Annotated in this window: 7 protein-coding genes; all 7 read left to right on the top strand. The window is 62.8% G+C overall.

Features of this window, described 5'->3' with window-relative positions:
- The first annotated feature begins 31 nt into the window (after nucleotides 1–31).
- Entirely contained in the window at nucleotides 32–640 is a 609-nt protein-coding gene (locus ACA060_RS18045) for a lytic transglycosylase domain-containing protein (protein ID WP_109632958.1), read from the top strand.
- 291 nt (nucleotides 641–931) lie between these two features.
- The gene (mnxG, locus tag ACA060_RS18040; RefSeq protein WP_497312213.1) at nucleotides 932–6,760 is read left to right on the top strand and encodes a manganese-oxidizing multicopper oxidase MnxG; all 5,829 of its coding nucleotides are present in this window, start codon (nucleotides 932–934) and stop codon (nucleotides 6,758–6,760) included.
- A 118-nt stretch (nucleotides 6,761–6,878) separates the two neighbouring features.
- A complete protein-coding gene (locus ACA060_RS18035; protein ID WP_497312211.1) occupies nucleotides 6,879–8,831 on the top strand; it encodes a YncE family protein in 1,953 nt (650 codons plus the stop codon).
- A gap of 13 nt (nucleotides 8,832–8,844) precedes the next feature.
- The gene (locus ACA060_RS18030; protein WP_109632953.1) at nucleotides 8,845–9,501 is read left to right on the top strand and encodes an SCO family protein; all 657 of its coding nucleotides are present in this window, start codon (nucleotides 8,845–8,847) and stop codon (nucleotides 9,499–9,501) included.
- A complete protein-coding gene (locus ACA060_RS18025) occupies nucleotides 9,498–10,118 on the top strand; it encodes an SCO family protein (protein WP_497312209.1) in 621 nt (206 codons plus the stop codon). The genes ACA060_RS18030 and ACA060_RS18025 overlap by 4 nt, the downstream gene beginning before the upstream one ends.
- Nucleotides 10,119–10,127: 9 nt before the next feature.
- Nucleotides 10,128–11,678 (top strand): cytochrome c/ABC transporter substrate-binding protein, encoded by a 1,551-nt coding sequence (locus ACA060_RS18020; RefSeq protein WP_497312207.1) that lies wholly within the window; start codon nucleotides 10,128–10,130, stop codon nucleotides 11,676–11,678.
- A gap of 14 nt (nucleotides 11,679–11,692) precedes the next feature.
- Nucleotides 11,693–12,646 carry a peptidylprolyl isomerase gene (locus tag ACA060_RS18015; protein ID WP_497312205.1) on the top strand — a complete coding sequence of 318 codons (954 nt, stop codon included), beginning with the start codon at nucleotides 11,693–11,695 and terminating at the stop codon, nucleotides 12,644–12,646.
- Nucleotides 12,647–12,748: the final 102 nt, after the last annotated feature.

The following is a 12,748-nucleotide window of genomic DNA, read 5'->3' as shown; positions in this document are numbered from 1 at the left end:
TTTTTCGGGGCCGGGCAGGGGAGGCAAAATAATGAAAACACTCACCACAGGACTGCTCGGCTGCTTGCTGCTGACGAGCGTCGTACAGGCCGATGTGTTCGTTTCCGTGGACGCCAAGGGCAGCTACGTGCTGTCCAATGTTCACCGTCCCGGCCGCACCTATGAACGAGTCATTCACGAACCCCAATCCTCGCTGGTCGGTCTTGATCAGCAGCCCCAGATGATTGCCAGACAACCTTATGCAGAGCTGGTGTCGGCGGCCGCCACGGCCAATGAATTGCCGGCGGCGTTGTTGCACGCGGTGATCCGCGAAGAGTCGCGCTACAACTCGGATGCAACGTCCCCAAAAGGCGCTGGCGGGCTGATGCAATTGATGCCCGATACCGCGCGGGAGATGGGGGTGAAAAACGTCTATGACCCGAAAGCCAATATCCAGGGCGGCGCCAAATACCTCAAGCGCCTGCTGACCTTGTTCGACAACGACATCACCCTCGCCGTGGCGGCCTACAACGCCGGACCACAAGCGGTCCTGAGCCGTGGCGGGGTGATCCCGCCGTTCGCTGAAACCCAGCGTTATGTGCCCAATGTCTTGCGCCAGTACCGGCGCTTGCAGGGCCTGGCCATGGACGCACCGCTGTGATTGGGGCAATCCCCCACATGTGGGGCAACCCGATCTGTACCACTGACCGAAGACCGCATTCGCCGCCGAACGCAGCCTCGCAAGCTCGACAGCTGCTACGGGATTTGAGTTTTGGGGTGGAGGTTGTCATCCACCCGGAAAAGGGGGGAATAAGTGGGGAATATCCCCCGGGTTATTAAATCGTTGCTTCAAGTGTCTGAAAACTAACTGAATTTTTTATGGCATGCGGATTGCTCAAGGGGATTTGTCGAGAATTATTCCCTGTGAGCACCCACAGCGAGGCCCGTGATCATGACCGGCATACCGAACGCTTCGTCCTTGTTCAAATGTGCGCTGTTGGTGGTGTCGATGTTCGGCATCGAGCTGGCCGAGGCAGCCTTGCGCTGCGAGCGCAACCTGGTGGCGAACGTCGTGGCGCTGGATCAGCCGCTGATGTTCAACCGCCTCGGCGCGCAAAACATCAATGGCATGATGTTCGCCCTGCGCCGCGATGTGGTCGACGACCATAACGTGTCCCTGGCCCAGGGCGGCGCGGCGGTGCCGGGCAAAGTCTCGCTGCGTCCCGACAAGCGTCCGCGCCCCTTGGTGTTGCGCGTGGCGGCCGGTGACTGCCTGACCATCAACCTGCAGAACCTGCTGGCGTACCAGGCCAACCCCGGAAGCCACGAAAACGGGGAAGAGGGTGAGATTGAGGGTGAGGTCGAAATCGGTAACGTCGATCAGTTCAAAGTCGATGAGCAGGTCGCTGATCGCCATGTCGGCTTCCAGGTCAACGGCATGCAAGCGGTCAACAGCATCGACGACATCGCCTCGTACACCGGGCGCAACGGCAATTCGCTGGTCGCCCCGGGCGGCACCCGTTCCTACACGTTGTTCGCTGAGCGCGAAGGTGCATTCGCTGCCAGCAGCCGTGGTGCGACCTTCGGTGGTGAGGGCGATGCGGGCAACGTTGCCAACGGCCTGTTCGGCCAGGTGGTAGTGGTGCCCAAGGGCGGCCGCAGCTATCGCAACACCGTGACCGAAGAAGAGATGCGCCTGGCCAGCAGCGGCCGCACCCCGGCCGGTCAACCGATCGTCGATTACCAGGCGCGCTACCCGCAGCGCGAACCGTGGATCCGTGAAGGCAAGGCCGGCACGCCGATCATCAACATGGTCGACGGCAATGAAATCATCTCCAGTGAAAGCGACGCGATTGTGATGGGCGGCAATGCCGACGGCAGCTTCCCTCCATCCACCTATCCGCTGGAAGCCGTGGGCAAACGCAACCCGGCGATTCCGAATCGGCTGGAGCCGTTCCGCGATTTCGCCTCACAGTTCCAGGATGAAACCGCCGCGACCCAGGCGTTCCCCGCGTATTGGGCAGACCCGGTAATGGCCCACGTGCTGGAGCCGACCCGCGATTCGTTCATGATCAACTATGGCTCCGGCGGCATGGGCGCCGAGGTGGTGGCCAACCGCTTGGGCGTCGGGCCGATGCACGATTGCCTGTCTTGCGCCTATGAAGAATTTTTCCTTAGTTCGCACACCGTCGGCGACGTGGCGATGCTGGTGGACGTACCGGCCAACGCCGGCCTGGAAGGCATTCTTCCAGGGCAGGTTCCGCGCGCCGATCAGATTGGCGTCAAGGCCACCATGGCGCTGTATCCGTCCGAGCCGTCCAACGTCAACCACAGCTACATCGGCGACTTCGTCAAATTCCGCAACACCCACAACGGCCACGAGCAGCACATCTTTCACTTGCACGGCCATCAGTGGCTGTTCAACCCCAACGACGACAACTCCGACTATGTGGATGCCCAGGGCATCGGCCCGGGCGCCGGCTACACCTATGAAATCGCCAACGGCGGTTCGGGCAACCGCAACCGCGTCGCCGGTGATGCGATCTACCACTGCCACTTCTACCCACACTTTGCCCAGGGCATGTGGAGCATGTGGCGGGTGCACGATGTGTTTGAAGAAGGCACCAAACTCGAAGTCTCCCAACAAGGCACCGACGGTTTCCACAACGAACCTTACGCATTGCGCAGCGGCAAACCGGCGGCGGGCGCCCGGGCCTTGCCCGATGGCGAAATCATTGCCGGTACTCCGATTCCTGCGGTCGTGCCGCTGCCGGGCAAAGCCATGGCGCCGATGCCAGGCAAGGTCGCGGTGGTGCCGAAAATCGGCGAGATACTGGTCGCTGGTGATGATGACGACGATGACGAAGAAGATGACGACGGCGAACATCACGGCGGCAGCGGTGGTGCACAGGCCATTGGTTCCCTGGCCTTGGTGGATCGCAGCGAAGCCAACCGCAATGCCGACGGCAGCCTGAAAAACCCTGGCTATCCGTTCTGGATCGGCGGCATGGAAACCTCCGTCGGCCAACGTCCACCGACTCCACCGCTGGACATGCTTGATGCAGCCAAGGCCCAGTCCTTGAAAAGCAGCGGGAACGCCTTGTGGGCCAACCTCGACCCGGTGCAGTCCGGCGGTTGGGACGGCGGCCTGGGGCGTCACTCCCTGGACGGTTTCTCCGCCGGTGGCGTGGCGAACACCATTACCACGTCGCTGGATTTCTCCAAGGAAGTGACCCGCGCCAAACCGATCTACATGCCGGAAGAGGGTACCGAAGTCGAACAGGCGGCCATGGCCTTCCACGCCAAAAAGGACCACCCAAGCTTTGCCGTGCTGCCGGGTAATCAAATCGTGGCGAAGGCCTTCCGCACCAACGGTGCCTTGCCGATTGCCGGCGCGCCATACTACGAACCGTGCATGGACGACCGGCAAAAACGCCTGACCAGCAGCGCCGGCACCGGCGAATTTGCCAGCGGCGAGCGCATCGACGGCATGTCCTACACCGGCTCCTCGGCCTTCACCGCCGACCGTCCACGGGTCTACAAAGCGGCGAACATCCAGTTCGACGCGGTGTACAACAAAGTCGGCTACCACTTCCCGCAAGCGCGCATCCTGGCGCTGTGGGAAGACGCCTGGCCGGTCATCACCAAACAGCGTCCGCCAGAGCCGCTGGTAATGCGCATGAACACTTTCGACTGCGTGCAATACCAGCAAACCAACCTGGTGCCGGCCGTCTATGAAATGGACGATTATCAGGTGCGCACGCCGACCGACGTGATCGGTCAGCACATTCACCTGCCGAAATGGGACCTGACGGCGGCCGACGGTTCGGCCAACGGCTGGAACTACGAAGACGGCGTTCTTTCCCCGGGGGCCGTGCAAGAACGTATCCACGCCATTCGCGAGTTCAACCAGTGCACAGGCACCGATCCACGTGACGGCACACCGGCCTGTCCGAAAGCCAAGAATCACCCGTACTTCGGTCAATTTGGCCGGGCGGATTGGGTCGGGGCGCGCACGGCAATGCAGCGCTGGTTCGTCGATCCGGTGGTAAACGCCAAAGGTGTCGACCGTGGCCTGGGGACCATTTTCACCCACGACCACCTCGGCCCATCGACTCACCAACAGATTGGCCTGTACGCCACCGTGCTGGCTGAACCGGCCGGTTCCACTTGGTTCCACGCTGAAACCGGCGAGCCGTTGTACAGCGGCGCGCGCCAGGACGGCGGGCCGACTTCGTGGCAAGCGGTGGTGTCCACCGGTGACATCGACGGCGACGGCAAGAACGACAGCTTCCGTGAGTTCTTCCTCGAATACAGTGACTTCCAGCACGCCTATGAAGCCGGTGTGTATGTGGGCGCGGGTCCTAACGGCGTGCCTGATCCGCAAGCCTTTCCGGCCACCGCCGACAGCTTCCGCTACGCGATCAACCCGCCGGTGCGCAACAACGCCAGCACCTTGCTCGACGGCATCATCGAAGTGCAAGGCGGCATGGTGCCGGGTTGTCCGACTCGGCCATGCCCACAGGCGATCTCGGTCGATGACCCCGGCATGTTCGTGGTCAACTACCGCAACGAACCGCTGGCCCTACGGGTGTACGACCCGAACAAGGTCGGCCCGGACGGCAAGCGCGGCATGCAGGCCGACGGCCTCGGCGGTGACCTGGCGTACGCCATGCAAAGCCGTACCGACCGCGCCATCCCGGCGATGAACCTGGCACCGAACCTGGTCACCTCGGCCACTGGTCCAACCGGCGGTACCACGCTGTTCCCGCCGCACGTCAACCGTGGCGGCGCGGAGCCGGGCGACCCGTTCACCCCGATGTTGCGCACCTACACCGGTGACAACGTGCGGCTGCGGGTGCATGCCGGCGGTCACGAAGAAGAGCACAACGTGACCCTGCACGGCGTGAAATGGCTGCAAAGCGGTTCCGGCTTCGGCAACAGCTCCAACTCCGGCTGGCGCGCGTCGCAGATGGTCGGTATCTCCGAACAGATGGGCTTCAATGCACCGGTCTCGATGCTTTCCAGTTCAGCGGCGACCACGGGGGATTACCTGTACTCGATGGACGCTTCCATTGAAGGTTACTGGAACGGTATCTGGGGCGTGATGCGCAACTACACGGCCCAGCGCAGCGACCTGTTCGCCGTGCCAAACAACCCCAAACCTGCGGGCATGCGCAACACCGTGGCATTCAATGGCTCCTGCCCACGGATCAGTGCCAACCCCAACGGCATCGGCACCCGGCCGACCGTGCAACGCAACTATGAAGTGGTTGCGGCGTTGGCCAACGACATCCTGCTCAATCCGTTGAACCTGACCATCGGCGATCCGGCCGGCATCGGGCAACACGTGGGCGGGCCGTTGAATCCGGCGGGTGGCACCCTGGTGTTCAACTCGCGGCCGGTGAATATCCCGCAGGTCACCGTGGTCGATCCTGAGGATGGTGAAACCATCACCGTCGGCGGGCAAAGCGGCCCGTTGCATGATCCGACTGCGATCCTGTATGTGCGCAAATCCGACCTCGATCCGGCCACCGGCAAGCTGAAAGCCGGCGTGCCTGTCGAACCGCTGGTATTGCGCGCAACGGCGGGCGATTGCATCAACATCACCCTGGAAAACCGCTTGCCTGTGGTCATGCCCGACCTGACTCAGACGGCCGTGATGCAAGGGCTGGTCAAGCGTGACCGGAACAATGGCCAGGGTTCGACCATCTTCACCAACAACCTGCTGCGGCCGTCGAGCCACGTGGGTCTGCACGCGCAACTGCTGGCGTACGACATCACCAAATCTGACGGCACTAACGTCGGCGCCAACCCGACCCAGACCGTGCCACCGCGCATCGGCAACAGCGGCGCGTACCCGACCCGTACTTATCAGTACTACGCCGGGCACCTGGAACGTGAAGGCAAACCGGTCACGCAACTGGGCCGCAGTGTCGACAACATCATCGCCACGGGGGTGGAGTTCGGCGGCCTGAATATCACCCCGGCGGACCTCATCAAACAACCGCAGAAAGGCTTGGGCGGGGCGATGACTATCCTGCCGGTCGGCGCAACCTGGGTTGAGGATGCACGGAAAACCAACGCAACGGTCACGGCACCAGGGCAGACCACTTACCGCGACTTTGCGATGGTCTGGCAGAAAGCGTTGAACATCCGCTGGGCCAATGGTCGGCCAGTGGAAGGCATTGCCGCCGAAGGCTTCGGTGTACCGACCGATCCACAGGACAACTCGAGCATGGCCATCAACTACAAGGCCGAGCCGATCTGGTTCCGCTTCGGGTTGGCGCCGGATGCACCGTTCGGGCATGCCAACGGTGCCGGTTACGGTGACGTGCCGAACGCGCATATGGCCTATAGCAATGCGCTGATCGGGGGCGATCCGCAGACACCGGTGCTGTATGTGAAACCGGGTCAACCGTTCCGCACCCACATCATGATGCCGAGCGGTGGCAGTCGCGGCACGACCTTCCAACTGGACGGTCACGTCTGGTCGGTCAACCCGTTCCAGTCGGAGAAGAGCGATGTCGGTGGTTATCCGATGGCCACGCCTGGGGTGGGGTCGGTGCGGTTCGGCTACAACCCGATGTCGATGTACATCGGCGCGCGTGAAAGCATCCTGCCGGCGGCGCACTTCAGCTTCATGCACCCGAGCGCCGGGGGCAGCAACGCGATACCAGGCGATTACCTGTACCGCGACTACGGCGCCTACGGCAACACCGCCGGGCTTTGGGGATTGCTGCGGGTGACCAACGAACCTGAGCCGGCACCGGCACCGTAGGGGCACTGGCCAGTAAAGAGAAAGAACGTGCGATGAGTGATCTGTGGCGAGTGAGCAAGCTCCCTCGCCACAGGGGCAGTGTTCGAAGGCAGGCACAGATCTGTAAGGGGAGAGTGTAATGAACAGGACTATCGGATTCGCCGTTTGCGTGCTGGCTGTCGGGGTCGCGCTGATCAGTGTCGGCGTCTGGCGCACCGCGCCGCCCAACCTGCTGAGTCAGGTCGCACTGCCCGACACCTGGAGCAGTCAGGACCTCTCCCGTGACGGGATTTCGGTGGCGCTTGAGGTCAAGGCGTTGGCCGAGGATGGCGTGTTGCGTGAAGGCGAGTTTGCCGACGTGCAGTTCCGCGTCAGCGACAGTGCCTCGGGCCAGCCATTATCGGGCATCAATCCCGGTGCCTGGCTCGATCCGGAAACCGTCGCCGCCGACAAGGCCCAGGGCCGCGAGCAAAGTTGCAAATCCCGGGTCGGCGTCTTCCTGAAATCCAGCATCGGCGCACGGCCGATGCTCGATCTGAACAGCTACTTCCTGTTGGTGATGAACCGCGACGCCAGTGTCTCGGTGGTCGATCCGTCGGTGTCGGTGGGCGGCATCACCAGCACCATGGCGCGGATCGACATCAAGCAACCGCCGATGGACTGGACCACGCCCAAGGACAACAAACGGGTGTTCGTCTCCATGCCGACCGCCGATGCGGTGGCGGTGATCGACAGCGAGCAATTCAAACTGGTCGACTCGGTCGCCGCTGGCAGCAACCCGGTGCGCGTAGCCTTGCAACCGGATGAACGCCTGCTGTGGGTCGGCAACAATGCGAAAACGCCGGAACAGTCCGGCGTCACGGTGATCGACACCCGCAGCCTCAAGCCTCTCAAACACTTGGCCACCGGCCCTGGGCACCACGAAATCGCCTTCAGCAAAGACAGCCGTTACGCCTTCGTCAGCAATCGCGACGACGGCACGCTGAGCATCATCGACATCGCCAGCCTGACCATCAGCAAGCAACTCAAGACCGGTTCGCACCCGCTGTCGGTGGCGTACTCGCCGCTGTCCCAGGCGGTGTATGTCGCCGACGGCAAGGACGGCACCGTGACCGTGGTCGACACCAGCAGTCTCGCCGTGCGGCGAGTGATCAAGATGAAACAGGGCCTGGGCCCGATGGGGTTCAGCGCCGACGGACGTTTCGGCATCGCCCTCAACACCCTGGAAAACCAGGCTGCGGTGATCGACGCGGCCACCGATTCGTTGATCCATGAACTGGACGTGTCCGCTGAACCCTACCAAGTGGTGTTCACCAAGGCCTATGCCTACATCCGCGGTCTGGCTTCGGCCAAGGTCACGATGATCAACCTCTCGTCGTTGGGCGCAGGCCGTACGCCGATCAGCCAGGGCTTCGAAGCCGGGCCTCAGGCACCACGGCTGGCCGGTGATTTGCCGCTGGCCTCGAGCCTGGCGGTGTCGCGGGACGATAACGCAGTGTTCGTGGTCAACCCGGTGGACAACACCACCTACTTCTACGCCGAAGGCATGAACGCACCGATGTCCGGCTACCCCAATCGCGGGCAAGTGGCGCGGGCCGCAATGGTCATCGACCGCAGCCTGCGCGAGGTCGAGCCCGGGCTCTACAGTTCGCGGATCAAGCTGCCAGTCGCCGGGCGTTTCGACGTGGCGTTCCTGCTCAACCAACCGAACATCATCCATTGCTTCACGGCGCTGGTTGAACCGGACAAGAACCTCGCAAAACTTCCTGGCGTGCCAAAAGTCGAGTTCATGCTCGACAAGTCCACCGCGGCCCTCGGCAGCCCTTACACCGTGCGGTTTCGCATCGTTCAGGGCCAGCAGAAGGCACAGCGCAGCGGGGTCAAGGACGTTCAGGTGCGCTACTTCCGCGCCCCGACTTCCCGGGCCCAATACGTCGCTGCCCTTGAAGTGGGCAACGGCATCTACGAAGCCCCGGTGACCCTCGACCAGAACGGCGCCTGGTACCTGCACGTTCGCGCGGCGTCCCTTGGCGCGAGTTTCGATGACAAGACCTTTGCCAGCGTTCGGGTGTTGCCCGGCGATGCCCACTGAAGAGGAAACCGACATGAATCGATTCGCACACCGTGGACTGCTGACGCTCTGCCTGTTGGCTGTCGGCATCGGCCAGGCCCTGGCGCACTCGGCGGATGAACACGCCGGGCACGACATGCCGGCCAAAAGCGCCAGTTCGGAGAGCGCCCAGGTCAAATTCGCCGACGTCGCGCTGGTGGACCAGAACGGCAAACCGGTGCGTCTGGAAAAGGATCTGGTGACCAACAAGATCGTGGTCATGAGCTTCATCTACACCAGTTGCACCACGGTGTGCCCGGTGGTGTCCTCGATCATGGGCAAGGTGCAGAAGCAACTCGGCGCCCGGGTCGGTGAAGAAGTGCAACTGGTGTCGATCAGCATTGACCCCCAGCGCGATGACGCCAAGCGCCTCAACGATTACGCCCGCAGCTTCCAGAAGGGGCCGGGCTGGAGCTGGCTGACCGGCAGCTCGCAGTCGATCAACGAAACCCTCAAGGGCCTCGGCTCTTTCAGCGGTGACTTCAAAAGTCATCAGCCGCTGATCCTCGTCGGTGACGGCAACAGCCGCCACTGGACGCGCTATTACGGTTTTACCGACCCGGCGGTGCTCATACGTGAAGTCGAGAAACTCAGCGGCCAGCGTAACGTCCACGCCAAACACACTGCCATTGCGATGGAGCATCAGCCATGAAAGCCCTCGTTTTGATCTTCCTGACGATGAGTTTTTGCGTGATCAGTTTTATGGCGTTTTCCCACGAGGAGCATCACGAGCCCTCGCCGGCGGTCGCCGCCGAGCAACCGGCCAGCGGCACCCGGGATGCGAAAACCTGGTTCACCGACACGCCGTTGCTGGACCAGAACGGCAACACGCTGCGCTTCTACAGTGATGCGCTGCAAAACCGCGTGGTGCTGCTGAACGTGATTTTCACCAGTTGCAACGATGCCTGCCCGCTGATCACTCGCAAGCTCAAGGAAGTCCGTGAGGTGCTGGGCGACAAGGCCGATGGCATCACCTTTATTTCCCTTACCAGTGATCCGCTGCGCGATACGCCGGCGGTACTCAAGGCTTACACCTTGAAGCAGGGCGTCGATGGCCCCCACTGGCTTTTTCTCACCGGCGACAAGGCGCAAATGGACCTTGTGCTGGGGCGCATCGGCCAGATTGTGCCGACCCCCGAGCAGCACTCGACGCAGCTGATTGTCGGTGACGTGGCCAACAAGCGCTGGAGCAAGATCCGTCCCGACGCACCGGCCGCCGCCATTGCCCAGCGCTTGCAGTTGCTGACAATGCCCGTGGCCGGTCGTTGAGCACGCGCCATGAAAATTGCCCTCGTCCTCGGCCTGCTACTGATTGGCGGCATCAGCTTCACCGCTAATGCGTTGCCGCTGAGCACCAGCGAAAGCGCCGGTAAACGGCTGTATCGCGAGGGCGTGTCCGCAAGCGGTGAACCGATCATGGCCCGGGTGGGCGCGGCCGGCATGCTGCTGCCGGCCACCAGTCTGCCCTGCGCCAATTGCCATGGCGCCGATGCTCAGGGACGACCCGAGGGCGGGGTACGGCCGCCAGACATCAGTTGGTCGCGCCTCTCCAGCAGTTACGGCCAGCAACAGGTCAACGGCCGCAATTACCCGGCCTACACCGAGGGCGCGCTGGCCCGCGCGATCCAGGAAGGGCGTGATTCGGCGAACAATCGGCTGGACCCGGCGATGCCACGGTTCGTGATGTCGATGAATGATCAGCGCAACCTCACGGCCTACCTCAAGCGCGTGGCCGAAGACCGCGATCCGGGGTTGACCGCCGACAGCCTGCACCTGGGCACCTTGTTGCCGAGGCAGGGACCGTTGAGCGCGGAGGGCGCCACCGTGGCAGCGGTGCTCAAGGGCAGCGTGGCGCGGATCAACCAGGCGGGCGGGATTCATGGCCGGCAACTACGCCTGACCATTCTCGATCCGGGCCCGGATCGCGCCAGTGCCGAACAGGCGCTGGACCGCTTGATCGAACAGGAGCAGGTGTTCGCCCTGATCGCGCCGCTGGCACCCGCGCTCGACACCGAACTGGTCATGCGGCTGGAACGCGCCGGTGTTCCGCTGATCGGGCCGCTCTCGCTGCAGGGCATGGCCCCGGCCAGTCGGCAGATATTCGAGCCGCTGTCCGGGCTTCGCGAGCAACTGATTGCCCTGGCCGATTACGGCGCTGCCCATTTGCGCTTGCTCCAGGGGCCGACGCTGATTGTCTACCCGGATGAGCCGAGCCAACGGCTGGCGGCGCAGACCCTTGGCCAGCACCTGCAGGATCACGCCTGGCAGCAAGTGCGGCTGCAGACCTACACCTCGGCGCAGGACGAATTACCGCTGGGCTCGCGATCGGTGTTTTACCTGGGCAGCGGCGGCGGTTTCAGTCGCCTCGCCGAGCGTTTGCAAACGGCGGGGCAGGTGCCTTACCTGTTCGCCGCGTCGAATCAGGTGGCCGGAGACCTGTTTCAAGTGCCCAGTGATTTTTCCCGACGGGTGTTTCTGGCGTATCCGTTTGTGCCCAGTGACTGGACGCAGGCCGGACGCCTGGCCTTGACCCAATTGCGTCAGAACCAGGGACTGGGCGGTGAGCACGCGGTGCTGCAAGTCGGCGCCTACAGTTCGATGCTGCTGTTGAGCGAAGGCATGAAGCAGGCGGGGCGCGACGCCAGCCGCGACAAGTTCATCAGCGCCCTGGAAGGCCTGCACGATTTCGACACCGGACTGACCCCGCTGCTCAGCTTCGGTCCCGGCCGCCGCCTGGGCTTGAGCGGTGCCCACATTGTCACCGTAGATTTGCAGGACCAGCGCTTTTATCTGGTCGCACCGTACAAACCCATTGCTGCGACACCCTGACGGGAGGCCTCATGATGAAATTCAAGACGCTGCTGATCCTGCTGACGCTGTGGGGCCACATGGCGTTCGCCAGCAATGGCCCGGCCGCCGCGCGCGTCAACGGCGAGGAAATTTCGGAGTTCCGCCTGGAGCGTTATTTCGCCGAATTCCTGGAGGACCAGGGTCGCGCCGTGGGCAGCATTCGCAACCCCAAGGCCTACAAACAATTGCGCCAGAAAGCGCTGGATGCCCTGATCGACAAGGAGTTGTTGTGGCAGGAGTCGCGCAAGCGCGGGGTGGTGATCAGCGATGAAGTGGTGCAAAGCCAGGTCGAGCAGACGCGGCAAGCGATCGGTGGTGCCGAGGTGTTCGCCCGCCGGCTCGAAGACGCCGGTTTCGACGAAGCCACTTATATCGAGTACACGCGCCGTGAGCTCGCGGCACAAAAGGTGTTTGCCGAGCTGGTCCAGGCGGCTGAGCCGGACGAAAAACAGGTCCGTGCGTTCTACGAGGAACATCGCGCCGAAATGAGCACACCGGAGCAAATCCAGGCGCGGCACATCCTGGTCAAAGTGCCGCAGGGCGCCGAGGCCGCTACAGTTGAAGCAGCCCGGCTACGCTTAGAAGAGATGCGGGTGAAAATCAGCCAGGGCGAGGACTTTGCCAGCGTGGCCCGGGCCGGCTCCGAAGATGCTTCCGCTACCGAAGGCGGGGATCTGGGCTATTTTCCTCGTGGGCGCATGATGCCGGAGTTCGAAGCGGCGGCGTTTGCCTTGGCACCGGGGGCGGTCAGCGCACCGGTGCGCACGCCGTTGGGCTGGCATTTGATTGACGTGCAGAACCACCAGGAGGCCGCCGATGTCTCAGAATCTCAGGGGCTTGAAATGGTTCGGGCTTACCTTGCCCGACAGCAAAAGGATCAGGCGCGTCTTCAGGTTCTGGCGCAGCTGCGATCAAGCAATCGTATCGAACGGATTGACGATGATTGAAGCGTCCCCCCCAAATGTGGGGAAAGCTTCAGGGGCAATTCCGAGCGCTTCCCCGCCTTTGGGGGACGGGGTTCCTGAACGAAAAGATTTTTTCATGAAAAT

It is taken from the genome of Pseudomonas sp. LBUM1671 (assembly GCF_059695685.1).
The sequence above is the reverse complement of the archived record's forward strand: the minus strand, read 5'-3'. Positions and strand labels throughout refer to the sequence as shown.

Coding starts and splice junctions, on each gene's coding strand:
- ACA060_RS18035 (WP_497312211.1), top strand. CDS start 6,879: ATGAACAGGACTATCGGATTCGCCGTTTGCGTGCTGGCTGTCGGGGTC.
- ACA060_RS18045 (WP_109632958.1), top strand. CDS start 32: ATGAAAACACTCACCACAGGACTGCTCGGCTGCTTGCTGCTGACGAGC.
- ACA060_RS18030 (WP_109632953.1), top strand. CDS start 8,845: ATGAATCGATTCGCACACCGTGGACTGCTGACGCTCTGCCTGTTGGCT.
- mnxG (WP_497312213.1), top strand. CDS start 932: ATGACCGGCATACCGAACGCTTCGTCCTTGTTCAAATGTGCGCTGTTG.
- ACA060_RS18015 (WP_497312205.1), top strand. CDS start 11,693: ATGAAATTCAAGACGCTGCTGATCCTGCTGACGCTGTGGGGCCACATG.
- ACA060_RS18025 (WP_497312209.1), top strand. CDS start 9,498: ATGAAAGCCCTCGTTTTGATCTTCCTGACGATGAGTTTTTGCGTGATC.
- ACA060_RS18020 (WP_497312207.1), top strand. CDS start 10,128: ATGAAAATTGCCCTCGTCCTCGGCCTGCTACTGATTGGCGGCATCAGC.